This window comes from Streptomyces hypolithicus (genome assembly GCF_052934925.1).
On the sequence record NZ_CM128811.1, the window covers coordinates 3,917,235 to 3,940,334 of the forward strand.

The 23,100-nt window shown below is 69.1% G+C and carries 25 protein-coding genes, 2 tRNA genes, 1 pseudogene and 1 riboswitch; of the genes and pseudogenes, 12 read left to right on the plus strand and 16 right to left on the minus strand.

Going from position 1 to position 23,100, the window contains the following annotated elements:
• Window positions 1-32: 32 nt before the first annotated feature.
• On the plus strand, window positions 33-1,160 hold the full coding sequence (locus ACU6WZ_RS18505) for a 2-aminoethylphosphonate ABC transporter substrate-binding protein (protein ID WP_447034120.1): 1,128 nt from the start codon (window positions 33-35) through the stop codon (window positions 1,158-1,160).
• A 155-nt stretch (window positions 1,161-1,315) separates the two neighbouring features.
• Complete coding sequence (locus ACU6WZ_RS18510) at window positions 1,316-2,854, plus strand: alkaline phosphatase family protein (RefSeq protein WP_447029148.1); 1,539 nt, start codon at window positions 1,316-1,318, stop codon at window positions 2,852-2,854.
• Window positions 2,855-2,933: 79 nt separating this feature from the next.
• On the opposite strand, the gene ACU6WZ_RS18515 is transcribed toward ACU6WZ_RS18510, so the two are convergent.
• The 5 genes from ACU6WZ_RS18515 to ACU6WZ_RS18535 form a co-directional block, all read right to left on the minus strand.
• A complete protein-coding gene (locus ACU6WZ_RS18515) occupies window positions 2,934-3,713 on the minus strand; it encodes an HAD-IIA family hydrolase (RefSeq protein WP_447029149.1) in 780 nt (259 codons plus the stop codon).
• 207 nt (window positions 3,714-3,920) lie between these two features.
• Entirely contained in the window at window positions 3,921-4,586 is a 666-nt protein-coding gene (locus tag ACU6WZ_RS18520) for a class I SAM-dependent methyltransferase (protein ID WP_447029150.1), read from the minus strand.
• Between the two features lie 74 nt (window positions 4,587-4,660).
• The gene (locus tag ACU6WZ_RS18525) at window positions 4,661-6,004 is read right to left on the minus strand and encodes an IS4 family transposase (protein ID WP_447028847.1); all 1,344 of its coding nucleotides are present in this window, start codon (window positions 6,002-6,004) and stop codon (window positions 4,661-4,663) included.
• A 205-nt stretch (window positions 6,005-6,209) separates the two neighbouring features.
• A complete protein-coding gene (locus ACU6WZ_RS18530; protein ID WP_447029151.1) occupies window positions 6,210-6,737 on the minus strand; it encodes a glycine-rich domain-containing protein in 528 nt (175 codons plus the stop codon).
• Between the two features lie 366 nt (window positions 6,738-7,103).
• A complete protein-coding gene (locus ACU6WZ_RS18535) occupies window positions 7,104-7,457 on the minus strand; it encodes a hypothetical protein (protein WP_447029152.1) in 354 nt (117 codons plus the stop codon).
• 205 nt (window positions 7,458-7,662) lie between these two features.
• On the opposite strand from ACU6WZ_RS18535, the gene ACU6WZ_RS18540 reads away from it, so the two are divergent.
• From ACU6WZ_RS18540 to ACU6WZ_RS18555, 4 genes are all read left to right on the plus strand, one after another.
• The gene (locus tag ACU6WZ_RS18540; RefSeq protein ID WP_447029153.1) at window positions 7,663-8,070 is read left to right on the plus strand and encodes a hypothetical protein; all 408 of its coding nucleotides are present in this window, start codon (window positions 7,663-7,665) and stop codon (window positions 8,068-8,070) included.
• Window positions 8,042-8,566, plus strand: coding sequence for a DUF6879 family protein (locus tag ACU6WZ_RS18545; RefSeq protein ID WP_447029154.1), 525 nt, complete (start codon window positions 8,042-8,044; stop codon window positions 8,564-8,566). Before ACU6WZ_RS18540 ends, ACU6WZ_RS18545 begins: the two co-directional genes overlap by 29 nt.
• A 309-nt stretch (window positions 8,567-8,875) precedes the next feature.
• The gene (locus ACU6WZ_RS18550; protein ID WP_447029155.1) at window positions 8,876-9,241 is read left to right on the plus strand and encodes a hypothetical protein; all 366 of its coding nucleotides are present in this window, start codon (window positions 8,876-8,878) and stop codon (window positions 9,239-9,241) included.
• 162 nt (window positions 9,242-9,403) lie between these two features.
• The gene (locus ACU6WZ_RS18555; protein ID WP_447034122.1) at window positions 9,404-9,661 is read left to right on the plus strand and encodes an HAD hydrolase-like protein; all 258 of its coding nucleotides are present in this window, start codon (window positions 9,404-9,406) and stop codon (window positions 9,659-9,661) included.
• Window positions 9,662-9,909: 248 nt separating this feature from the next.
• Here the strand turns inward: ACU6WZ_RS18555 and ACU6WZ_RS18560 are convergent, their stop codons facing one another.
• Window positions 9,910-10,155, minus strand: a complete 246-nt coding sequence (locus ACU6WZ_RS18560; RefSeq protein WP_447029156.1) for a type II toxin-antitoxin system RelE family toxin — start codon at window positions 10,153-10,155, stop codon at window positions 9,910-9,912.
• On the minus strand, window positions 10,152-10,412 hold the full coding sequence (locus tag ACU6WZ_RS18565; protein WP_447029158.1) for a type II toxin-antitoxin system Phd/YefM family antitoxin: 261 nt from the start codon (window positions 10,410-10,412) through the stop codon (window positions 10,152-10,154). The genes ACU6WZ_RS18560 and ACU6WZ_RS18565 overlap by 4 nt, the downstream gene beginning before the upstream one ends.
• A gap of 184 nt (window positions 10,413-10,596) precedes the next feature.
• On the opposite strand from ACU6WZ_RS18565, the gene ACU6WZ_RS18570 reads away from it, so the two are divergent.
• Entirely contained in the window at window positions 10,597-11,145 is a 549-nt protein-coding gene (locus ACU6WZ_RS18570; RefSeq protein WP_447029159.1) for a hypothetical protein, read from the plus strand.
• 1 nt (window position 11,146) lies between these two features.
• Window positions 11,147-11,890, plus strand: a complete 744-nt coding sequence (locus ACU6WZ_RS18575; protein WP_447029160.1) for a class F sortase — start codon at window positions 11,147-11,149, stop codon at window positions 11,888-11,890.
• A gap of 216 nt (window positions 11,891-12,106) precedes the next feature.
• On the opposite strand, the gene ACU6WZ_RS18580 is transcribed toward ACU6WZ_RS18575, so the two are convergent.
• Both ACU6WZ_RS18580 and ACU6WZ_RS18585 read right to left on the minus strand, forming a co-directional pair.
• The gene (locus ACU6WZ_RS18580; RefSeq protein WP_447029162.1) at window positions 12,107-12,916 is read right to left on the minus strand and encodes a CbtA family protein; all 810 of its coding nucleotides are present in this window, start codon (window positions 12,914-12,916) and stop codon (window positions 12,107-12,109) included.
• Between the two features lie 16 nt (window positions 12,917-12,932).
• Window positions 12,933-13,151 carry a CbtB domain-containing protein gene (locus tag ACU6WZ_RS18585; RefSeq protein ID WP_447029163.1) on the minus strand — a complete coding sequence of 73 codons (219 nt, stop codon included), beginning with the start codon at window positions 13,149-13,151 and terminating at the stop codon, window positions 12,933-12,935.
• A gap of 34 nt (window positions 13,152-13,185) precedes the next feature.
• Window positions 13,186-13,358: riboswitch (cobalamin riboswitch) on the minus strand.
• Between the two features lie 155 nt (window positions 13,359-13,513).
• On the opposite strand from ACU6WZ_RS18585, the gene ACU6WZ_RS18590 reads away from it, so the two are divergent.
• Window positions 13,514-14,545 carry a glycoside hydrolase family 6 protein gene (locus ACU6WZ_RS18590; RefSeq protein WP_447029164.1) on the plus strand — a complete coding sequence of 344 codons (1,032 nt, stop codon included), beginning with the start codon at window positions 13,514-13,516 and terminating at the stop codon, window positions 14,543-14,545.
• A gap of 134 nt (window positions 14,546-14,679) precedes the next feature.
• Here the strand turns inward: ACU6WZ_RS18590 and ACU6WZ_RS18595 are convergent.
• Window positions 14,680-14,753 (minus strand) — tRNA-Lys (locus tag ACU6WZ_RS18595).
• 214 nt (window positions 14,754-14,967) lie between these two features.
• Here ACU6WZ_RS18595 and ACU6WZ_RS18600 point away from each other — a divergent pair.
• The 3 genes and pseudogenes from ACU6WZ_RS18600 (at window position 14,968) to ACU6WZ_RS18610 (ending at window position 18,905) form a co-directional block, all read left to right on the plus strand.
• A pseudogene (locus tag ACU6WZ_RS18600) lies at window positions 14,968-16,264 on the plus strand (peptidoglycan-binding protein).
• A gap of 23 nt (window positions 16,265-16,287) precedes the next feature.
• Window positions 16,288-18,087 carry an SPFH domain-containing protein gene (locus tag ACU6WZ_RS18605; protein WP_447029165.1) on the plus strand — a complete coding sequence of 600 codons (1,800 nt, stop codon included), beginning with the start codon at window positions 16,288-16,290 and terminating at the stop codon, window positions 18,085-18,087.
• A 224-nt stretch (window positions 18,088-18,311) separates the two neighbouring features.
• A complete protein-coding gene (locus ACU6WZ_RS18610; protein ID WP_447029167.1) occupies window positions 18,312-18,905 on the plus strand; it encodes a lytic polysaccharide monooxygenase auxiliary activity family 9 protein in 594 nt (197 codons plus the stop codon).
• A gap of 58 nt (window positions 18,906-18,963) precedes the next feature.
• Here the strand turns inward: ACU6WZ_RS18610 and ACU6WZ_RS18615 are convergent.
• The 6 genes from ACU6WZ_RS18615 to ehuB all read right to left on the minus strand — a co-directional run bounded on the left by ACU6WZ_RS18615 (window position 18,964) and on the right by ehuB (window position 23,075).
• Window positions 18,964-19,037: transfer RNA gene (locus ACU6WZ_RS18615), tRNA-Lys, on the minus strand.
• Window positions 19,038-19,119: 82 nt separating this feature from the next.
• On the minus strand, window positions 19,120-19,878 hold the full coding sequence (locus ACU6WZ_RS18620) for an IclR family transcriptional regulator (RefSeq protein WP_447029168.1): 759 nt from the start codon (window positions 19,876-19,878) through the stop codon (window positions 19,120-19,122).
• Window positions 19,879-20,088: 210 nt separating this feature from the next.
• A complete protein-coding gene (ehuA, locus tag ACU6WZ_RS18625) occupies window positions 20,089-20,871 on the minus strand; it encodes an ectoine/hydroxyectoine ABC transporter ATP-binding protein EhuA (protein ID WP_447029169.1) in 783 nt (260 codons plus the stop codon).
• Window positions 20,861-21,511, minus strand: a complete 651-nt coding sequence (gene ehuD / locus ACU6WZ_RS18630; RefSeq protein WP_447029170.1) for an ectoine/hydroxyectoine ABC transporter permease subunit EhuD — start codon at window positions 21,509-21,511, stop codon at window positions 20,861-20,863. The genes ehuA and ehuD overlap by 11 nt, the downstream gene beginning before the upstream one ends.
• Window positions 21,508-22,176, minus strand: a complete 669-nt coding sequence (gene ehuC / locus ACU6WZ_RS18635; RefSeq protein ID WP_447029172.1) for an ectoine/hydroxyectoine ABC transporter permease subunit EhuC — start codon at window positions 22,174-22,176, stop codon at window positions 21,508-21,510. Before ehuC ends, ehuD begins: the two co-directional genes overlap by 4 nt.
• Complete coding sequence (gene ehuB / locus ACU6WZ_RS18640; protein WP_447029173.1) at window positions 22,173-23,075, minus strand: ectoine/hydroxyectoine ABC transporter substrate-binding protein EhuB; 903 nt, start codon at window positions 23,073-23,075, stop codon at window positions 22,173-22,175. Before ehuB ends, ehuC begins: the two co-directional genes overlap by 4 nt.
• Between the last annotated feature and the right edge of the window lie 25 nt (window positions 23,076-23,100).

The window sequence follows — 23,100 nt, forward strand, 5'->3', positions numbered from 1 at the left end:
GACACAGCCTCCCCAAGGAGATGCAAGACGTGATGGACCGCAACCTCATCAAGATCAAGCCGATCGCCGCCGTCACCGGCAGCCTCGCCCTCGCCGCGACCCTCACCGCCTGCGGCGGCACTTCCGCAGCCTCCGACGAGAAGATCGTCACCGTCTACAGCGCCGACGGCCTCAAGGGCGAGAACGGCGACGGCTGGTACGACCAGGTCTTCAAGGACTTCGAGAAGAAGACCGGCATCAAGGTCAAGTACGTCGAGGGCGGCTCCGGCGAGATGGTGCAGCGCGCCGCCCGCGAGAAGTCGAACACCCAGGCCGATGTCATGGTCACCCTGCCGCCGTTCATCCAGCAGGCCGACGAAAAGGGACTGCTGCAGAAGTACGCGCCCAAGGGTGCCGACAAGGTCGCCGACGGCAACAAGGTCGCCGACGGCAACAAGGTCGCCGACGGCAACAAGGTCGCCGACGGCAACAAGGCCGCCGACGGCAAGTGGACCTCGGTCGTCAACAACTACTTCGGCTTCATCCAGAACAAGAAGGAACTCGCGGCGGCGGACGCCCCCAAGACGTGGGAAGACCTGCTGGACTCCTCGTACAAGGACAAGCTCCAGTACTCCACGCCCGGCGTCGCCGGCGACGGCACCGCCGTGGTCATCAAGGCCATGCACGACTTCGGCGGCAAGGAGCCGGCGATGGCCTACCTGAAGAAGCTCCAGGCCAACAACGTCGGCCCGTCCTCCTCGACCTCCAAGCTCGCCCCCAAGGTCGACAAGGGCGAGATCCTGGTCGCCAACGGCGACGTACAGATGAACTTCGCGCAGTCCAGGTCCATGCCGAACCTCCGCATCTGGTTCCCGGCGAAGGACGGCGGCAAGCCGACCACCTTCGCGCTGCCCTACGCCGCCGGCCTGGTCAACAAGGCCCCGCACACCGAGAACGGCAAGAAGCTCCTCGACTTCATGCTCGCCGAGGGCGCGCAGAAGCAGGTCAGCGAGGTCGGCGGCGGCTTCCCGGCCCGCACCGACATCAAGGCGACCGACGCCAACGCCGCCGAGCTGAACAAGCTCATCGAGGGAGTCGAGATCTTCGAGCCGGACTGGAACGACATCTCCACCAACCTCGACGAGTACATCGACGCCTGGAAGTCGGCAACTGGAAGCTGATCGGTAACCGTCCGGCCAGGGTTCGGCCAAGGTGAACTGAGAGGGTCTGGACCGGTCACCGTTGTCTCGCAAAGATAACGGGTCTGGTCCAGACCCTCTCGCGCGCTCACCGTCGCTCTCCCCCGCCCCAGCCCCCGCTTCCGTTGGAGGATCACGTGTCCCGAGGAATCTCCCGCCGCTCCGTGCTCGCCGGTACCGCCGCCGCGGCCACCGTCGTCGCCGTCCCCCTGGCCGCCGCCCCCGCCCACGCCGCCGCACCCACCCTCCCGAACGGCACCAGCATGGACAAGGTGCTCGTCGTCGGCATGGACGGCCTGCGCCACGACCGCATCACCGCGGCCAAGGCCCCGCACCTCAAGTCCCTGATGGCGAACGGCACATACGGCACCTCGCTGCTGTACGCCAACCCGATGGCCGCCACCTCCTCGGGCCCCGGCTGGTCGACGATCTCCACCGGCGTCTGGCCCGACAAGCACGGCGTCAAGGACAACTCCTTCGCCGGCAAGAACTACGCCACGTATCCGGGCTTCCTGGCCCGCCTCGCCCAGGTGCGTCCGGAGCTGTCCACGTACGCCGCGGTCGACTGGAAGCCGCTGGACGCCCAGGGGACGGTCACCCCCGGCGCCGACGCCAAGCTCGTACTCGACGGCGACGCCGACGGTTACACCGGCCACGACGCCACCATCGCCGCCGACACCGAGTCGATCCTGCGCAACCAGAACCCGGACGTGCTCTTCGTCTACTTCGGCCAGACCGACATCGTCGGCCACAACTCCGGCGCCGCCAGCCCGAACTACCTCGAAGCGATCGACGTCCAGGACGCCTACGTCGGGCGCCTGCTCGCCGCCATCAAGGCCCGCCCGTCCTACTCCACCGAGCGCTGGACCGTCATCGTCACCACCGACCACGGCCACGTCGACGCGGGCGGCCACGGCGGCAGCTCCATCGAGGAGCGGCGTACGTTCGTCCTCGCCCAGGGTCCCGGCATAGCGGCCGGCGCACGCCCCGTCGACACCCGCCTCGTCGACGTGGCGGCCACCGTCTTCAAGCAACTCGGCATCAACCCCGACCCGGCCTGGCGCCTGGACGGCAAGCCGATCCAGGAGCGCTCGTCGGACCCCTTCGACGCTCTGAACTCCTCCCTCTCGGGCCGCGTCGACGAGACCGGCATCCCCGCCGAAGTCCTCGGCTTCACACACACCGCGCCCAGCGGCTGGTCGGTCATCAACTCGGCGATGGGCACCGGCGGCATGACCGAGTGGCGCGGCTGGTCCTTCGCCACCGACGAGTTCTGGAGCCGCACCCAACGCGACCAGTCCCGCGAGCTCAACGTCCGCTCGCGGGGCGTCTTCGCGGTCGCCGACTCCGACGAGTGGGCCGACAAGTCCTTCTCCGGTACGTACGACTCGACGCTCGTCACCCCGGCGTACTCCGTGGGCGGCAAGGCCACCGCGAAGCTCGACTTCACCACGCTCTACCGCCAGGAAGGCAGCCAGAAGGCCGAGATCTTCGCCTCCTGGAACGGCGCCACGCCGGTCGCGGTCAAGACGTACACCTCGGACGTGATCTCGCAGCCCCAGTCCGTGACCCTGAACGTCCCCGCCGGCGCCACCAGCGTCAGCTTCCGCTTCCGCTACACGGGGTCCAACAACTGGTACTGGGTGATCGACGGGGTGAAGGTCACCGCGAGCTGATTAGACCGACCGGCAATTGGGGGGCGCTCGGACGGTGTGGTCCGGCGCCCCCAACGTTCGCCCCCAGCGTTCGCCCAGATCAAACGCGGTCGACGAGGTCCGCGATCGAGTCCACGACCGTGGTCGGGCGGTACGGGTAGCGGTCGATGTCACCTCGGCCCGTCAGCCCCGTGAGCACCAGGAAGGTTTCCATGCCGGCTTCCAGCCCGGCGAGCACGTCGGTGTCCATCCGATCGCCGATCATGGCCGAGGACTCCGAGTGCGCCCCGATCGTGTTCAGGCCCGTACGCATCATCAGCGGGTTGGGCTTGCCCACGAAGTAAGGCTTCTTGCCGGTCGCCTTCGTGATCAGCGCGGCCACCGCGCCAGTAGCCGGAAGCGCACCCTCGGCGGACGGGCCGGTCTCGTCGGGGTTGGTCGCGATGAACCGAGCGCCGTTGTTGATCAGGCGAACGGCCTTCGTCATGGCCTCGAAGGAGTAGGTCCGCGTTTCGCCCAAGATCACGAAATCGGGTTCGTGGTCGGTGAGGATGTACCCGATGTCGTGCAGAGCCGTGGTCAGCCCGGCCTCGCCAATGACGTAGGCGGTCCCGCCGGGGTGCTGGTTGTCCAAGAACTTCGCAGTCGCCAGGGCGGACGTCCAGATATTCTCGACCGGCACGTCCAGGCCGATGCGCGTCAGTCGGGCGTGAAGGTCCCGCGCGGTGTAGATCGAGTTGTTCGTCAGGACCAGGAAGGGCTTGCCGGACTCGCGCAGCTTCTTCAGGAAGGCGTCTGCGCCAGGGATGGGCACGCCCTCGTGCATGAGCACGCCGTCCATGTCGGTGAGCCACGATTCGATGGGCTTGCGCTCTGCCATGGGTGCGAACTCCTGCCATATGAAGTGACTCGGCTTGCCGATCATGCCATACCGAACAGCACTCGGACGGACGCCGATCGTCCCGCCCTGGACCGTTATGGGTGTCCGTTAATCAGTGACCGGTTTACGCCAGAGACGGCCGCGAGCACCGGCCTCGCCGCCCGCAAGGGGGCCGACGAAGCGAGCCGACGCCAGCAGGCCAGCGGGTTAGTCGGCGACTGCCGCCGTGGCGATCAGGGTCTCGATGTGGTCTGGAGTCGGGGCGTCGAGGATGCGCACCTCGGCGTCCCGGAATCCGGCGCGGGTCAGGTGGCGCACCCAGACCTCGGGCTTATAGCTGTACCGGTAGGTGAACATTTTCCGACCGGCGAAGCCGCCCTTATACATGCCCTGCGGGCCGTAGGCACCGGGGATCGCTGGGGGCTGGGAGAACACGAACCGGCCGCCGGGGTTCAGGCATGCGGCCACCAGGGGGAAGAGGCGGGACGGATCGGTGAACCAGGCGGCGCCGAAATTCGAGTACACGGCGTCGTAGGTCGCCTCATCCGCGGTGAGGTACTCCAGGACTTCCGCGCACACGAACTCGCACCCCAGGGGACCCCACCGCTGGGTGTTGTGCTCGATTGCGACGGGGGAGAGGTCCACGCCCCTCGTCTTCACCCCCTGCTGCCCAAGGTGGGCCAGTGCTCTGCCGGTCCCGCAGCCGATTTCCAGCACGCTGTTGGGCGAGCCGAGGAGTTCGGGTCCTGGTCCGTGCCCCTTGTACTGGGTCCAGCGGAAGACGGGGTCGGTGTTCGAGGGGTCCTTGAGCGCGCTCGTGGCGAAGGCATTCCAGAGTTCACGCTCTGCCGGGATGTCGTGAGGTACTGGCAACTCAGTTCCTTGGTAGTGCTGTTGGGGAATGCGCCTGCCCCCGCTACGGGACAATGCCGGGAAGCTTGGCTTGATCATCTCGTGTGGCTGTCGGGCTCCGCGGTGGTCGGCGGGGTTGTGTCGAGTGGGATGATTTCGATCCCGTATCCGGTGATTTTTGTGCTGCGGCTGGCCGGCCCGGCGGGTTTCGAGGGGAAGATGGAGCTGGGGCGTTTCACGGTCCGGGGGCAGACCCGCAGGCGTCGCTCGGCCGATCGCAGGTTCGCCAGCAGCGACGTGGTCATCTCGGCGAGGTGGGTGCCGATCCGCGCCGTGGTGCGGATCACGGTGTCCCGGGCGACGGTCAGGGCGACAGTGAAGGAGAGCCGGTCGGCATCGAGCCCGTGGCCGGCGGCGGTGGAACTGATCGTGCGGCGGATCGCCTGGTGGGTGACGAGATACGCCCAGATCTCCTGGTTGACCAGCGCGGGTGTCTTCGATCTCAGGACGGCGCGTGCCCCGCGCTGAGTGATCTTCAAGTCCCGGAATTCGAGCTCGGATTCCCACCGCTGGGAATACAGTGCGGCCAGTTCACCGGCGGGGAAGGCCGCAGGGTCGAGCAAGGTGGTGATGAGCCGGTAGGGCTCATGGCGTCGTGACCCGTCGGCGGCCTCGATGACGACCACCATCTCGATCACCCGGATCCGTACCGACCGGGGCCGCCCCGCCAGGGCTTTCGTGATGTTCTTGTGCGCGTGCCGGGTCGCGAGCCAGGAGCCGTCGGGCAGGACCTCGTCGGGGACCAGCCGCACCGCCGCCGAGATCCGCCACAACAGATCCGCCCCGCCGGCGGCGGCATCGACCCACAGCAGCCAGCCCGGGAATCCCCGGTCGGCCAGGACCAGCATCCCGGGGCGCATCCGGTCCAGCAGGCGCCGTGTCAGGTCCTGCTCACAGACCCGGCGGATGTCGAACGCCACCCCGAGCAGCGCCCGGGTCCCGCACTCGATCAGCGCGACCAGGCGGACCTGGGGGAACGCGGCGATCCGCCGCTGATTGCGGGTCCGGCCGAACACCGCGTTCACCGCGGTGTCGGCGACCTCGAGAAACGTGCCGTCCACCGAGGCCAGCCGAAGCCCCCGCCAGAACACCCCCGGCATCGCGACCGTGCCGACCGGCCCGGCGATCCGCTCGAACAGTAACCGGAACGGCTCCGGGCCCAGCGTGACGCGGCGCTGCCGCAGCGCCGAGGAGGAGACCAGCTGGCCCCGCGCGGCCAGCCGCGCCGTCCCACCGGCCAGCTTCGACAGCACCGACCGGTAGCCGTCTCTCGGGAACAGCGTCAACGCGAGCACGAAGAACACACACGTCACCGCGCAGAGTTTGCCGTCACTACGCCGGTCCCCGCGGCCGGAAGCCGCCAGCACATCCGTGACCATCCGCCGTGTCACAACCTGGCGCAACACACCCAGCTGCCCCGTCTGTCCCGCGCTCGCACGCGACGACCCCTCTATGCCAGACTCCCCAGACAACGAAGCTCCTGTTCCGAACAAGTCGATCGTGGTAGATCGCTCGTTCTACAGGAGCTTCGCTGCATCCAGCGCCCGCACACGAGATGATCAAGCCAAGCTTCCCGGCATTGCGCTACGGGAAGGGCCGGGCGGGGGCAGGCACTTTACCGGTGCGCCGGCTCAGTGGCTGTCGGGCACCTTGCTGTCGCAGGGCGAGCACGTGGCCTCGTCCTTGGCCCACAGCTCCCCGTCGACCGTGAAGCCGTTGTCCGCGAGGAGCCGCGCGGTAGCCATGACCAGGCCGTCGCAGCGCCGCCGGATCAGAGGGGCGTGGTGCTTGTATACGCCGCCGTTGTACGTCACAGAAGGCGAACATGAGCGGCGTGTCGAGGATGATCGCGTGTACGGCCTGGTCGACCGTGTAGCCAACGCCCATGTCGACGCCGGGCCGCTCCATGGCGGTGATCATGTAGGCAACGGCCTGCTCGAGGAGGCGCTCGGCCGTGGCGGTCGTCATGATCGGGTTGTCGCGGGTGAGGAGGGCGATCTCGCGGTCCCAGATCGTCGGCTCGTCGCCGGTAATGAGCTGTGGCACGCGGGAGGCGAGGGCGTTCAGCAGCTCGCGGGGGTCGCGGGTGCGGGTGAGAGTGGCTGTGCTCATTGTGCGGTCTCCTCTTGGTCAGAGTGATGGTGCACTGCACCAGCTGACCCACCCAGGCCCGACCTGTGCTTCTTCGGGGGAACGGCTGGCCGGGGTGGGCGTTTTATCTCCGCCCCCGAGGTTGGTGCACATGCGGGGAGCCGGTGCGGTGGACACTCGGGGGCGGAAGATCATCGAGCGGTGGTGTCGCAGTAGTACGCGACGCCTAACGCCGAAGTGGCGGTGATTATGAGGCCCTGAAGGACCCACTGACGCCAGCCGAGCGAGCGCCGGTCTCGGCGTTCGGGCTCGTCGCGATGGCGACCGCCAGAGCGGCCATCACGGCGAGGAGCGCCAGGACGTAAGCGACCTGTTGCGCCTTGGGACTCACGAGTCATCAGCCCCGGCCCTGTCGACGTAGATCCACAGCAGCCGTCCCGTCAACTGGGTCACGGCGCCCATGTAGGAGAACGCGGAGAAGCTCGGGGTGGACTGTGAGGGGCGCGTCTTGAGGTCCAGCAGCCGGTACCCCTGGCGGAACAGCTCCCTGACCTCGGGGTCGGCCGTTCCCAGATCCTCGCCGAGGAGAAGGTTCAGGTGACCGACGAGTTCAGCTGTCCTGGTGTCGATGGCCTCGCGAGTCGGCGTGCTCAACCCCATCTCCGAAGCGAGGTCGATGGACTCTGAGATCAGCTCCACGTCAACGGGAGTATCGACGCCTGTGCCGGTTTCCTGGCTCACGGTGGACACCACACATCTCCCCTCGGTAGCGCCTGAGTGGCGGGTTCCTCGGTTGCTCGGGTTCGTTGACGAACGTAGAGCGGAGGAGGCGCAAGTCCCAAGCAGATTGCGCGAGTTTGCAGCAAGCCGATTGACGGCCGCGAACGACCTCGCGAACATCGTCTGTCGCGCAATCCGGCGCAAGGCAGCGGATGGGAGACGAGCCATGCAGCTACGGTTCCTCGGTAAGAACTCCACCCCAGGAGACAGCCCCACCCTGTACGCCAGTGACCAGGACACCTACGTCATCCAAGGTTGGAGGGTGTACGCGAACGACTTGCTCCTGCAGCTCGACGTGCCGGCGGGACAGACGGTCATCGAGGTGCCGACCGAGCTGTTCGAGCACTTGACCAAGGACGGCCAAGGGTCCCGCGAGATCAAGAAGTTCGACGCCCCGATCATGCTCGTCACCGAACAGGGAACGTGCGTCCTGCAGGGCCCGGAGATGCACGACGCTGAAGCCCTGAGCCAGATGCGCATGCCCGACTATGAGACCTGCATCGAGGTCCCCAAGTCCTCGATCACGGCCCTACTGGAGGAAGACAGTGGACCTGATCACTCCCGCGCAGCGTGACGAGCTGTTCAACCAGTTCGAACGAGACGCCTTCCACCTGGAGCTGAGGGACGACTACGGGTCGCCCGTCGAGAACACGCCGTATGCCCGCTGGCAGAGGGGTGAGTCCGACGACTACGCCTGGCTCGACGACTGGAAGGCGCTGATGAAGCGCGTCACGGGCGAAGGCAAGACAATCCGTCGCGTTCGCGTGGTCACCGAGCCGCACAGCCGGTACGTCACCTGGGAGTACTCGCTTACTCATCTCAACATCGAGACTGGCGAGGACATCCGCTGGCTGCCGCGGCACATGCTGCCCGAAGGCGTCACCTTCCCCGCGCAGGGGAACGACTGGTGGCTGTACGACGATCGTCTTCTCGCCGTGGGCCACTTCGACCCCGAAGGCCGAGTGCTCGGGGCGGAAGTCGTCGAGGACTCTGACGCCGTGGCCGAGTGCATCCACCTGCGCGACCTTCTCTGGGCCATCGCCATTCCACACGCCGAGTACAAGCCCTGACCCATCAGTGAGCAACCAAGCACAAGAAGCACGAGAGGCGCTGGGTGCCCGGCTTCGCGGATTCCGTAAGGATGCGGGGTTCTCGAGCGGCCGGGCATGTCGACCAGGAGCCGCTTGCCGCCGGGCACTCATTCCGGCGCCGGGGCGCGGTACTAGCTGATCTTGCCGCGATCGGCGCGAAGCGCAGGGACGGGGAACAGGTCATCCGGTACGCAAGCGAGGCCATTGGACTGTGGCCCGCATGTCCAAGTCGGGGTACGTCGCCCCTAGACTCCGAGGCCTGAACGCCGAGATCGGCACCCTGATGGCATGTCCGAGAGCAAGGGCGCACGGATCTTCCGTGAGGCATGGATCGCTGGGGTGAGGAAGCACTTCCCTGGCGAGCCGAAGGCCGGGTACGTCACCCCGTGGGAGGACACTCCCGAGTGGGAGCGCACGGCCGCAGGCGCCGTGTACGAACAGGTCGCCCAGTTCCTCGCCCTGAGCGCCGGCAACGCCGCCCGGCTGTCGCGAGAGCAGAAGAGCCGCTTCGTCGCGACATGCTGGACGGCTCAGATGTTCAAACACTTCGAGGGGCCAAAGCCCGGCTACGTGGCGGACTGGCAAGATCTCCCGGACTGGCAGAAGGAGACCGACGCGGACATCTTCAAGGCCGTCGAGGACGCTGTGAAGTAGGCACGGAGAGGCCCCCGTACGCGACAACTCCTAGAACCCAAGCCCGCTTCACGGGGGCCCTTGTTGCGTCAACGCCGGTCCCGCTTCATCTGCGCCAACCCGGACGAGACCGGGCCGAGCAGGGAGGGCCCACTGCCCGCCACCGGGGCCGTGGCGGCGCTGATCACCAAGGCGACCGGCAAGGACCCGTACTTCGCGGGCAAGCCGAACCCGCTGATGATGCGGACCGGACTCAACGCCATCGGCGCGCACTCCGAGACCAGCGCGATGATCGGCGACCGGATGGACACGGATGTCCTGGCGGGCCTGGAGACGTTCCTGGTCCTGACCGGCCTCACGCGCCCGGCGGACGTCGACCGCTACCCGTTCCGCCCGTCCACCGTCGTCGATTCGATCGCCGACCTGGTCGACCGTATCTGACGCCCCACCGCACCGCTGCCTACCCGGTGGGCGGCGGCCGGGTGCTGCGCCCGTGCCCCCAGGCCCTGCCGTCGGCGTGCAGACGGGCGAACGGGGGAAGCCGCGACCTCGAACCAGGTCGTGTGCTGAGGGTCCCGTCGGAGAAATCGCCTGGCCGTGGTGGTGTCGATGTCCTCGCGGGTGCACGTGCCCAGCGCCATCGAGAGGGCCGCTTCCGTGCTGTCGGAGATCCGCCCCTTCGGCGATGCTCAGCGCAGGCGGCCGAGGTGGATCACGCTGATGCGGACCTGCTGGTCGCTGATCTCGTACAGGACGCGGTAGATCCCGATATGGATCCGTAGCAGGTCGGTGCTGCCGAACGCGCCCTCGGGCCGGGGATCGTCAGCGAGATGGTCGACTGCTGTGAAGACCTGCCGCACCCCCTGCGGGTCGTCCTTGGCGAACTGCTCCACTTGGGCGAGGGCCTCGGGCTCCCAGATGACCTGATACGTCATGCCTCGTCTCCGCCGAAGATGCGGCGGAACGCTTCGTCGTGCGGCACGCCGGCCGACTCGCCGCGGCCTTGCCGCGCACGGTAGGCGGCCAGTGCCCGCATCTCCTGAAGCTCCAGGGCGTCGGCGGGGCTGACCAGTATCGCGATGGTGTGTCCGTGGTCGGTGATGGCAACCTGCTCGCGGGTAGCGCTGACCTGGCGGGCGATGGCACCGAGCCGGGCGCGGGCTTCGACGATCGAGTAAGTGGTCTCCGTCATGCACACCAGCTTACAGAAGTGAGCACAGACCGTGGGGGCACACGGGACGCAGGTGCGTACGGCCGAGTGCGAGAGGGGCTGAAGCGCACTGGCGCGTAGATGCGCCCGTACGGCGCAGCGACACGCCGCTGGGGATGCGAAAAAGAGCGTGACGGTGAATCTTCGGAGTACCAGGAGGTTTACTATGCGCTCACTTCAGCTCGCTCTGTGTGCCGGTGTGGCGGCGGCAGCGGTCATCGCGCCCGCTGCCGGCGCGCACGCCGACAACGACTACGGATACGAGGGACGGCTCACCGTCACCCCGAGCGCCATCGCGCCGGGCGGGGAGGTGGATCTGCGGGTCCACGTCTGCCGGGGCGACCAGGCCACCGGCACCTCGGACGCGTTCTCCTCGCCCGCGTACTTCAACCCCGCCGCCGACGGCGGTCTCTTCGCGCAGGCCCACATCCGCTCGGACGCGAAGGCAAAGGACTACGAGATCTGGGTCAAGTGCAAGAACGGCCGCGGCAAGGCCAGCGGCACGGTGACCGTCATCCACCACAACAAGCCGACCCACCACCCGACGCCCACGGCGCCGGTGCGCGCGGGTGGCGGTGGTACGGCGCAGATGGCGGCGGCCGAGGAGGACGGGCCGGGGACCCCGCACACCGTGATCGGTCTCGTACTGGCGGGTGTCGCGGCGGTCGCCGTGGCCTACCGGAGCGTACGCCGCCGTCGCACGGACTCGGACTGACATGTCCGCCGAGGACCGGCCGGCCGGCAACGGCAGGCTGATGACGGGCGTTGCCTGGGCACTGGTGGTGCTCGGGCTGTGGCTGTGGGGCCGGAACCTGCCGGAGGGCCCCGGCGGCAGTTCGGCGCCGACCACCGGAGACGTGGCCGCGGTGGGCCGCCCCCAGGGCGTACCGCTACCGCCGGCGCACGCCCCGCTCGCGGGCGCGTCGCCGCAGCGCGTCGACGTCCCGGCCATAGGGGTCGCGGCCCCCGTGATCGCCCGGGGCCTCGACACATCGGGCGCCGTGGATCCGCCGCCCTACAGCCGTCCCGCCACGGTCGGCTGGTACGGCAGCGGCACCAGGCCGGGGGCGGCGGGAGTCGCCCTGCTCGTCGGCCACGTCGACACGGAGAGCAAACCGGCCGTGTTCTACGGCCTGAGCTCCACCCGCCCCGGCCAGAAGGTACGGGTGACGGGGGCCGGCGGGGAACGTCTGGAGTTCACCATCGACGACGTCCAGGTCTTCACCCGCGAACGCTTCGACCCGCAGAAGGTATACGGGCCGCGCCAGAAGGACCGGGCGGAGCTGCGGCTGATCACCTGCGGGGGCACGTACGACAAGAAGGCGAAGACCTACACGGCGAACGTCGTGGTCTCGGCCTACCTGACGAACGAACTGCCCCCGCAGTCAGGTCCGTCCGCCGCTGGGCCCGCCGACATCCCCGCCGGGGGCGCCGAAACCCCCAGCCTGTCCGGCGTTTGAGGACCGGGGTCCGGGGCGGAGCCCCGGTTGTGGGAAGGGGCGGGTAGGGGACTAGGGCCTGTCCGGCGGATCATCGCCGGGGCCGCGGCGTCTGGTGCGGCGCCTCGCGGCGTTGCCGAAACACCCGAATAGCTCCGCTATCAGGGCGCTCCGGTGCCTTGCGATGCACCGCACCAGACGCCGCGACCTGCCCGACCCTGATCCACCGGACAGGCCCTAGCCCGCCGCAGGCGCCCCCACCGCACCCGCACCCGCACCCGCACCCGCACCGGCACTCGCACCCGCACCGGCCCGCGCCCGCCGCGCCGCCCGCAGGCCAAGCCCGCCGAACACCACCCCGAACACCGCCCAGAGCAACGCCTGGGAAGCGACCGACAGCATCCGGAAGTCCCACAGCAGCGTCGCCGCCACCGGCACCTCGTCCGGATTCCCCGGCAGCGCGAACAGCACCACGAGCGTCGCCACCACGGCACCGCCCACCGCGATCTGGCGCAGCGGCAGCGATCGGTCGGCAAGGCGTACGTACACCTGCCGGGCCAGCATCATCCCCAGCACGCCGATGACGACGGAGGCCAGCCACAGCGCCTGCCGGTTCTCGACCGTCCCGGCGTCGCCGACGCCCGGCGGGTTGGCCGGGTAGCGCAGCCCCGGCAGTAGTGAGACCGCCAGGAAGGCGGCCGCGGCGAAGCCCATGGCGCGCTGCCACGGCCGTTCGCCGAGCCCGGAGCGCCGGTGCACCAGCGCGTACGCGAGGGCGAAGAGGATACCGAGGGCGAGACCGGCGATCACCGCCGTCACCACCAGACCGGCGTGCTGGGTGGAGCGGGAGAACAGTTCCTCGTGATGTGCGACGGCCGCCCCGGCCGCCTCATGCGCGTGCGCCTCGGCGGAACGCGCCTCTTCGAGGCGGATCGCGCGGTCCATCAGGGGCTCGGCGAGGAGCAGCGAGAAGAGCCCGGCGGCAAGGCCGGCCACCCCGCCCGCCGCGAGGCCGCGTCCGAGCAGGGGGAGTACGGAAACAGACATGGACGTACGGCCCCGATCAGTGGCAGGGGGCACCGAAGAGGTGCCGGCCGTCGTGCGAGAACTCGTGCAGGTAGTCGCCGGTCGCGGCGACGACCGTGCCGTTGTCCATGAAGACCGCGTAGAGAGCGATCAGTGCCACGATCGCGGCCGCAGCCATGATCAACCAGTCGCGGGTGCTGGTCGCGGCGGACGCGACCGACGCGGTGTCGGTGTGCTGCGCGGTGTGCAGGGACATACCGGTGGGCCTCCTTCTGGGGTTTCCACGCCCCATGGCAGGAGGACGACGGGTCAGTTCCTGACTTCCGTACGGGCGCCCCGTCGTGCGGGGCCTTCCCATGGTCACAGTGGCGGGACCGTCCCGGAATCGCACCGGGTTCCTGCTCACCGTCGCCTCGATGTGTGGAGTTGTCATGCCGAGAGTCCCAGCCTGGCCGAACACTGTCAACAGGCCCCCAGGGCCTGTCCGGCGGACCCGAAGCCCACGCCCCCTGTAAGGGGGACCGGTGTGCCAGGATGGTTTGGACCAGTTGTGTCCGGGGAGGGGCGCGGCTGCGGCCGGGGGCCTCATCACACATGGGTGTTGCCAAGGGGGATTGCATGTACGGCAGTTGCAGCGGCCGTGAGCGAAGTCGGATCCGGATGTCCGTGGTGGGGGCTGTCGGGGCCGCGCTGCTGGTGGCGGGCTGTTCGGGTTCCGGCGGTGGTGGCGGCGGCGAGACCGAGCAGCCGCAGATGAGGCAGCAGCCGAAGGGCAGCGACCCGTACTGGGTCAATCCGGAAGGCACCGCCGCCAAGCAGGTCGCGGCGTACGCCGATGAGGGCGACGACGAGAAGGCCGCCCTGATCAGGAAGATCGCCGAGCAGCCGACCGGCGAGTGGCTCGCCGCGGAGAACGCCGAGGCGCAGACCAAGGGGTACACGGAGGCGGCCGAGCGGGCCGACCGTGACGCACTGCTCGTCCTCTACAACATTCCGCACCGCGACTGCGGGCAGTTCTCGAAGGGCGGCGCCGCCGACGGCAACGCCTACCGGGCCTGGGTCGAGGGCATCGCCAAGGGCATCGGCGACCGCCCGGCGACCGTGATCCTGGAGCCGGACGCGGTGCTCCACCTCGTCGACGGCTGCGCGCCGGAGGAGTTCCACGCGGAGCGGTACGACCTCCTCAAGGGCGCCATCAAGCGGCTGAAGCAGCTGCCGAAGGCCAAGGTGTACCTGGACGCGGGGAACGCGGGCTGGAAGTCGCCCGATTCGCTCTTCGAGCCGCTCCAGCGGGCGGGCATCGCGGACGCGGACGGCTTCTCGGCGAACGTCTCCAACTTCCAGACCACCGAGGTGAGCAAGGAGTTCGGCAAGACGCTCTCGGTGAAGGTCGGCAACAAGCCCTTCGTCATCGACACCAGCCGCAACGGCAAGGGTGCGTACACCGAGGGCGACCCCAAGGAGAACTGGTGCAATCCGCCGGGCCGCGCGCTCGGTGAGAAGCCGACCACCAAGACCGGCGACGAGCTGGTCGACGCGTACCTGTGGATCAAGCGTCCCGGCGAGTCGGACGGCGACTGCAAGGGCGGCCCGAAGGCCGGCGAGTGGTACCCGGAGTACGCGCTCGAGCTGGCCCGTAACGCGGAGTAGCAGCAGCGCCGTACGGGGAGAGGGGGCCACCTGGGTCGGGTGGCCCCCTCGACGTCGCTGCTGCCCGCTGCGTTGCCGATGTCCGGAAAGTACCGAAGCCCCCTCACTTTCGGTGAGGGGGCTTCGGTGATGCGTGCGCCGCCAGGGACTCGAACCCCGGACCCGCTGATTAAGAGTCAGCTGCTCTAACCAACTGAGCTAGCGGCGCCTGCTGACCCGGTGAACTTTACCCGACAGGCGTGGGTGCTTCGACCGGCCACGCCGCGTACTGTCCGATAAATTACCATTTGGACAGTCAACATGCATGATGTCCGGACAGTTGAAACACTGTCACCTGAGCACAGCACAGCACAGCACAGCACAGCACAGCACAGCACAGACCTCACCTCACCGACCTCATCACAACCACGGGAGGGGAACGCATGACGATGCCGGTGTTCGAGGAGTTCGAGCCCGCGGCCGACTGCGGCTGCGCGGGCTGCGTGAAGGAACGCCGGGCGGCGGTGTCCGGCCTGCCGGTGGTGTGCGGCGGGCACCCCGGGGCGCGCGGAGCCCGCCGTGCGCTGGTGCTGGCCACCGCCGCGGGCGTGGTCCTCGGCGGCGGGGGCGGCCCCGGTCCTGGCGGGCACCGCCCCCGGGCACGCGCCCGCCAGGACCGGGGCCGACCGCGACCCGGAGCCGGCGACACCGCAGGGCGGCGTCGGCCCGCTGCACGGCGGCCCGAGCCCGTCCGCCACGCCGCCCCTGCGCACCACGACCAGGGCCGACATCATCGACCGGGCGAGGCGCTGGGTGGACGCGAAGGTTCCGTACAGCATGGAGAAGTACTGGTCGGACGGGTACCGGCAGGACTGCTCCGGCTTCGTCTCGATGGCCTGGAACCTCGCGGGCAACGAATGGACGGGGAGCCTCGCCGAGTACGGGGTGCGCATCACCAAGGACGAGCTGCAGCCCGGCGACATGCTGCTCTTCCACAATCCGGCCGCCCCCGTGAAGAACTCGCACGTCACGATCTTCGGCGACTGGACGACCCCGGCGCGCACCCACTTCGTCGCCTACGAGCAAGCCCGCCCGCAGACCCGCGCCCAGGCGACGCCGTACGCGTACTGGAGCAACTCGGGGCGCTACATCGCCTACCGCTACAAGGCGATCAGCGCGGGTGGATCGCCCGGTACGCCCGGTGCGACGGTGTACCCGGGAGCGAGGTCCTTCGGGCCAGGGGCGGACAACGCGCACGTCACCCGGCTCGGGCGGATGCTCGTCGGCCGGGGCGCCAAGCGGTACTACCGCGAGGGCCCCGGCCCGCGCTGGGGCGACGCGGACCGCCGCGCCACCCAGGCGTTCCAGCGCGCCCAGGGCTGGCGTGGCCCGGACGCGGACGGGCTGCCGGGATCGCGGACATGGCAGCTGCTCGTCCGCAACCAGGGCAAGGACATCCAGGGCGGCGGCGGCAGCGGAGGCGGTACAGGCAGCCCGGCCGGCACCGCGTTCCCCGGCCGGGAGCACTTCAGACCCGGGCAGTCCAACTCGTACGTACACAAGCTCGGCAAGCAACTGGTGAAGAAGGGCTTCGGCAAGCACTACGCGTCGGGGCCGGGCCCGCGCTGGAGCGAGGCGGACCGGCGCAACGTCGAAGCGTTCCAGCGGGCCCAGGGCTGGCGCGGCACGGCGGCCGACGGCTACCCCGGCCCACGGACCTGGCAGCGGCTCTTCGCTTGACGGAGGCCATGACGGAGGCACCGATGACATCAACCACTTCAACGACCCCGACCCCGGCGGACCCCTCCCCGGAGGCGCCCGCCCCAGAGGCGTCAGCCCCTGAGGCGCCCGCCCCGGCTCTCGCCAAAGCCGACCACCCCAACCCCGGCGAATCCGCCCCCACCGCACCCGAAGCTCCCATCCCACCCGCACCCGAAACCGCCACCCCTCACGACCCGTTCCCCGCTCCCATCGAGCCGGCGTCCCAGGAGCCGACCTCCCAGGAGTCGGCACCTGCCGGGCTCGCATCCGGCGGGCCCGCGGTGACCCGCGAGACGGCTCCCTCCGAGCCGCCGCCCGGCAAGCCCGCGCCCGGCAAGCCCGCACCCGGCGAGTTCGGGCCCGAGGAGTTCGGGCCCGAGGAGTCGGTGTCAGGTGAAACCAGGTCAGGCGAGTCGGAGCCCGGCCGGTTCGGGCCCGGTAGGCCCGTGCCGGTACTCGGAGGGGCCGAGCCCGGCGGGCCGGAGGCGGCGGCCGAGTCGGCCTCTGGGGCGCCACTCGGATCGGCGCTCGGGTCGGCGCTCGGGTCGGCCATGTCGGCCCTCTGGTCGGCGTTTCGCGAGCCGGCGGCGCGCGAGTTCGTCGTCGGGGTGCCCGTGGCCGCCCAGTTGGGCGTACGCCGGAACGGGGCATTCGGGGTGGCGGAGGACGTCGACCGGCGGGCGCCCGTCATCAGGAACGAGTCCACCACCGAGATCCCGGTGCACCTCCTCTTCCGCGACGACACCGGCCCCACCGCCCTGACGCTCCCGCCGGGTGCCGCCGTCCTCGGGCGCACGCCGGGAGCCGGTGATCAGCCTCGTGTCCGCAGGCGGGCCGCCCTGCGGCCGCCCGCCGTGGCGTCCCGCCCCGTGCGGGTACGGTCCGCGCGTCCGGCCGCGCCCGCCGACCCGCGGCTCGCCGAACGGCCCGGCCCGGTGCTGCCCGGCTGGGCGGCCCTCGCCGTCGGAACGGCGGCGCTCGCGGTGGGCGTGGGTCTGGTCTGGTGGACGGGGGCCGTGCCGGCCCCGGCCGCCGACATGCTGGGGCTGCCCCCGCGCCCGTACAACGGCATTCCGCTCTGGATCTGGGCGCTGCTTGCCCTGCTGGTGACGGTGATGGTCTTCGCGTACGGCGGCCTGGCCCGCGGGCGGGTCGGGTACGCGTGGGTGCTCTCGCTGTGCGGCGACTACCGGGGGAGCGTGCGGCGCTGCGGCCTGGTGTGGGTGAGCCCGCTGCTGCTGCGCCGGCGCGTCGACGTACGGCTTCGGCACTGGCGCAGTGAGCCGCTGTCCGCCGTCGACGCCAACGGCGTGGCGCTGCGGGTCGTCGTCCTGGTGGTGTGGCGGATCAGGGACACCGCACGGGCGATGCTCGCCGTCGAGGACCACACGACGTACCTGCGCGAACAGGTCGAGGCCGCGATGGCCCGGGTGCTCTCCCAGCTGCCGGCCGACGCGTTCCACGACGAGACGCCGACGCTGCGCGACGCGGAGGCGGTCGGCGACGCGCTGACCCGGATGCTGGCGGCGGAGGCCGCCCCGGTCGGCATCGATGTGTTCTCGGCCCAGCCGACACGGATCGAGTACGCACCGGAGCTCGCGGCGGCGATGCAGCGCACGCGGGTCGCGGCGCTCGACGCGCAGCACCGGGACAGCGTCCTGACGTCGGTGGTGGACGCGGTGGACGACACGGTGACCCGCCTGACCACGCGCGGGCTCGTGGAGCTGGACGACTGCGAGCGCCAGACACTCGTCAAGGACCTGACGGTGGCCTTCTACACCGGACGCGTGGGGGAGGTGTGAAGGCAGCCCGGCGGCGCGGAGGTGGCGGGCGGAGGTGGCGGGCGAAGGTGGCGTAAAGGGAGCGTAGGAGCTCGTAAGGGTGCGTAGGGAAAACTTCTTTCGTGATTGGTCTGGACCCCTCGACATGGCCAACTCTCGTCCATACATTGGAACTTGGTCTAGACCGCAGATCGCGCGCGCAGCACAGCTCACAGAACTTCCCCCACGTTCTCCTGGAGCCAAGCATGCGAAAGAAGGCAGGAGCAGCTCTGGTCGGCCTCGCAGTCGCCGGTGTGTCCTTCCTCGGCACCGGCAGTGCAACCAGCCACGGCTACACCGACTCCCCGATCAGCCGGCAGAAGCTCTGTGCCAACGGCACGGTGACCGGCTGCGGGAACATCCAGTACGAACCCCAGAGCGTCGAGGGTCCCAAGGGTTTCCCCGCCTCCGGACCGGCCGACGGCAAGATCTGTGCCGGCGGCAACGGAGGATTCGCCCAGCTCGACGACCCGCGGGGAGGCACCGGCTGGCCCGCCACCTCGGTGTCCGCGGGGCAGGGGTACGGCTTCCGGTGGCAGTTCACCGCCCGGTACCGGACGACCGACTTCCGGTACTACATCACCAAGAACGGCTGGGACTCCAGCAAGCCGCTCACCCGCGCGGCCCTGGAATCGCAGCCGTTCATGACCGTTCCGTACGGCGGTCAGCAGCCGCCCGCCACCCTGACCCACCAGGGCGCGATGCCGACCCAGAAGACCGGGCGGCACATCATCCTCGCCGTCTGGAGTGTGGCGGACACCACCAACGCGTTCTACGCCTGCTCGGACGTCAGGTTCTGATTCCGGCGCCTGTGACGCGCGAAAAGACCCTCGCTTCCACGAGGGTCTTTTCGTCAGGTGCGCCGCCAGGGACTCGAACCCCGGACCCGCTGATTAAGAGTCAGCTGCTCTAACCAACTGAGCTAGCGGCGCTTGACTCGTAAATAGTACCTGGTCCGAAGGGGTGCCCCGCACCAGCCCCGGTCCGGCCCCGCACAGGCCCCGGACCCGCCGCTCACAGGGCCAGCGACAGCGCCACCGGCGCCGCCCGCCGGTTCAGGGTGTCCGCCGCCGCGCGCAGCCGGTGGGCGTGCTCGACGGGCAGGGACAGCGCCAGGCAGCCCACCGCCGACCCGGCGGTCAGCGGCACGGCCGCGCACACGGTGCCCACGGCGTACTCCTGGAGGTCGAGCACCGGCACCGTGGCCGGCTGACTGTCCAGCGTGGAGAAGAGGACCCGCTCGTTGGTGATCGTCTTCGAGGTGAGCCGTGCGGTCTTGTGGCGTGAGAGATGGTCGCGGCGCCCGTTCTGGTCGAGCTGGGTCAGCAGGCACTTGCCGATCGCGCTCGCGTGACCCGCGGACCTGAAGTCCACCCACTCGTTGACCGCCGGTGTCAGCGGACCGTCGGCGACCCGCGTGATCCGGATCTCGCCGTCGATGTACCGGCTGATGTAGACCGCCGCCCCGACCGAGTCGCGCAGCTGGTGGAGCGTCTGCCGGAGCTTCGCCTGGAGCGCCTCGCGCCGGGTCGCCCCGGAACCGAGCAGGATGAGCGAGTCGCCGACGTTGTACGACCCGTCCGTGACCTGCTCGACGTAACCCTCGCGGCGCAGCATGAACAGCAGCGAGGTCAGATGGGCGGGCGGAAGACCTGTCTCGCGGGCTATCTGTACGTCGGTCACCCCGCTCGCGTGCTTGGAGACCGTCTCCAGCACACGCAGGGCGTACTGCACCGAGTGGAACGGCGCCGTCGGCTCCGGCTTCAGTGCCACGGTTTCCCCCTACCAGGTTGTGACCGCTTGCATCTGTTCCACGATAGCCGCCAAGAGCCGCTTGCGGGAAAGGTGTTGACGAGATTGACGGCGCGCCCCAGTCCTGTGCGCTGGGGCGCGCGACTGTGGCATATGCCGCAGTCATGATCCTGGCGGATCAGCGTCTCTCCGAGCCGTCATGAACCCTCTCTGAACCGTCTCAGCGTCGTCTCAGAGCACCGCGCCGAGGAACTCGCGAGTACGGTCGTGAACCGGATCGCTGAAGATCTTTTCTGGCGACCCGGACTCGATGACCCGGCCCTCGTCGAACATCAGGACATCGTCCGAGATGTCCCGGGCGAAGTTCATCTCGTGGGTCACGCAGAGCATGGTGATGTCGGTCGTACGGGCGATGTCGCGCAGTACGTCGAGGACCCCGGCCACCAGCTCCGGGTCCAGCGCCGACGTCACCTCGTCCAGCAGCAGCACCTGCGGCCGCATCGCCAGGGCCCGCGCGATGGCCACCCGCTGCTGCTGCCCGCCGGAGAGCTGGTTCGGCTTGGCGTCCTGCTTGTCGCCGAGACCGACCAGGTCCAGCAGGCCCTTGGCGCGCTCGGCGGCCTCGTCTTTCGACATGCCCAGCACCCGGACCGGGGCCTCGGTGACATTGCGCAGGACGCTCATGTTGGGGAAGAGGTTGAACTGCTGGAACACCATGCCGATGTTCTTGCGGACCTCGCGGACCTCCTTCTCGTCCGCCGGGAACAGCCGGCCGCCGTTGACATGGATCGTGCCCTCGTCGGGCTTCACCAGCGTCATCAGCAGCCGCAGGATCGTCGTCTTCCCGGACCCCGAAGGACCGATCAGGGTCACGTGCTTGCCCGGCTGCACCGAAAAGCAGAGGTTGTCGAGGACCGTGTTGTCGCCGAACCGCTTGGTGACGTTGTCGAAGCGGATCAGCTCACCGGACTGGGACTCACCGGACTGGGACTGGGACGGGGTGTCAGCGGACAAGACGACGCTCCAGGGTTCGCATGAGAAGAGAGGCCGGGTAGGCGATGAGGATGAAGGCGACACCGACGACGGTCAGCGGCTCGGCGTACTGGAACGTCTGCGCGCTCGCCAGCCGGGCTTGCTGGAGCATCTCCAGTACGCCGATGGCGATGAGCAGCGGAGTGTCCTTCAGCATCGAGATCACGTAGTTGCCCAGCGCGGGCACGATCCGCCGGATCGCCTGCGGCAGGATCACCGCGAACCAGGTACGGGAGACGGGCAGGCTGAGCGCCGTGGCGGCTTCCCACTGCCCGATTGGTACGGCGTCGATGCCGGCCCGGTAGACCTGCGCGGTGTACGTCGAGTAGTGCAGCCCGATCGCGAGGGTGCCCGTGGTCAGCGCCGAGTACTGCACGCCGAACTCCGGCAGCACGAAGAAGAAGAAGAACAGCTGCACCAGCAGCGGGGTGTTGCGGATGAACTCGGTGACGATGTTCACCGGCCAGCGGACCCAGCGCGGCCCGCGGTAGCCGATCGCCCACACGAGCCCGAGCGTGAACGACATCAGTGAGCCGAGCACCAGGACCTGGAGCGTGACGAGCACGCCGTCCCAGAACGCCGGCATGAAGTCCGCGACGGCGGACCAGTCCCAGTTGTTCATCGCGTCCCTCCGACGGTGATCCCGATACCGGCCTTGGACTTGCGCTCCAGCGCCCGCATGCCCCGGGTGAGGACGAAGGCGAGCACGAAGTAGATCAGCAGGGTCACCGTGTAGATCTCGACGCTCTCCTGGGTGGCCAGGCGCACCAGGTAAGCGGAGAACGACGTGTCCGCCACGCCGAGCAGCGACACCAGGGCGGTGCCCTTGAGCAGCTCGATCAGCAGGTTGTTGAACGGCGGGATCATCTCGGGCACCGCCTGCGGCAGCATGATCAGCCGCATCCGCTGCCAGGGGGTGAAGCTGAGCGCGACGCCCGCCTCACGCTGCGCCGGGGTCACCGAGTTCAGCGCGCCGCGCACGACCTCGGCGCCGTACGCCCCGTAGGACAGTCCCAGCGCGAGGACGGCCGCCCACATGGGGACGAGCGCCCAGCCGAGGAGGCCCGGCATCACGAAGAACAGCCAGAACATCAGCACCAGGGCGGACGTGCCGCGGAAGACCTCGGTGTAGAAGCCCGCCAGGAAGCGGACGAGGCGCGAGCGGTGCGTGCGGGCCATGCCGATACCGAAGGCCACGGCGGTGGCCAGGGCGGCGCTGTACACGGTGAGCTGAATGGTGATCCAGATCCCGGGGAGAATCCAGTTGGTCCACAGTCCGGCTGTCATTTGCACAGCTCCTCTGCGGTCATCGTGGTCATTTCGGCCTTGGTGAAGCCGAACGGCTGGAGGATCCGGAAGAGTTCGCCACTCTTCTTCATCTTGTGGATCTCCACGTTGAAGGCGTCACGCAGATCGCCGTCGCCGAGGCGGAACGCGAAACCGCCGCCGTCCGCCTTCTTCTTGCCGTCCACGAGCGGAGCGAACGGCTTGGTGGCCTCGGCCCTGGTGCTCTTCTTCACCACGCCGCGGCCGGTGAGCGCGGTGCCCGCGAAGACGTCTACGCGGCCGGACTCCACGGCGTTCAGGCCCGCCACCGGGTCCTGGTAGATCGCGATCTCCTCGCGAGGGACGCCGGCCTCGACGGCGTACTCGATCTCGGCGTAGCCGGCGCCGGTGGCCATCTTGGCGTCGGCCTTCACCACGTCCTGGTACGACGTGAGGTTCTTCGGGTTGCCCTTGCGCACGATGAACGAGTCCAGCATCTGGTACTCGGGATCCGCGAAGAGCACCTGCGCGCAGCGTTCCTTGTTGATGTACATCCCGGCGGAGACCACATCGAACTGCTGCGACTGCAGGCCCGGTATCAAGGACGAGAAATCGGTCGGCGAGGGCTGCACATCGGGCACGCCCAGCCGCTTGAAGATCACCTTGGCGAGTTCCACCGCCTCGCCGGTGAAGGCGCCCTGGTCGTCGATGTACCCGTACGGCGCCTCGCCGGCGATCCCGAGCCGGACGGTTCCCTGCGATTTCAGCCGGGCGAGCGTGTCCCCCGACGGACTCCTGCTGCAACCCGCCGCTCCGAGCGCCCCCGCGACGCCCAGCGCGGCGGTGCCGAGCAGGAGGGAGCGGCGGGCTATGGGATGTCTAGTCGTCTTTGCTGAGTGGTTCCCTGGTGGTGAAGGCATGGGCGCGCCGCTACCCGACTCCGGC